Source organism: Pseudoalteromonas sp. GW168-MNA-CIBAN-0100, assembly GCF_040309225.1.
Lineage (GTDB): Bacteria > Pseudomonadota > Gammaproteobacteria > Enterobacterales > Alteromonadaceae > Pseudoalteromonas > Pseudoalteromonas arctica.
The window spans coordinates 1-327 of sequence record NZ_JBEOOL010000313.1 but is presented as its reverse complement, the minus strand read 5'-3'; the positions used below and the strand labels follow the sequence as shown (position 1 = coordinate 327).

Genomic DNA, 327 nt, shown 5'->3' with positions numbered 1-327 from the left:
GTTGAGAACCACCATATAACCAAACGTTGTCGGTTAGGTTAGGTGCACCAAAGGGTAAGTTGTGTGCAACAGAGCCTTTACCGTCAGCACCATGACATGCAGCACACATAGCCCACTTAGCTTCGCCGGCAGCAGCGTCTTTTTGGTTTACAGTACGACCTGAAAGGCTAAGTACATGAGCAGTCATTTCTTTAACGCCTTGCTCACCTAATGCATCACCCCAAGGTGGCATTGCTGCAACACGGCCTAAAAGTAATGTTTCTCTGATTTTGTCAGGTGTACCACCGTACAACCAATCGTTGTCAGTGAGGTTAGGGAAGCCAGTAC

The 327-nt window shown here is 48.0% G+C and carries 1 protein-coding gene; it reads right to left on the bottom strand.

All coding sequences use genetic code 11. The features are described from left to right. Positions 1-327, bottom strand: a 327-nt coding sequence (locus AAEY62_RS21265; protein ID WP_350636350.1) for a c-type cytochrome, incomplete at both ends; no start/stop codon positions are given.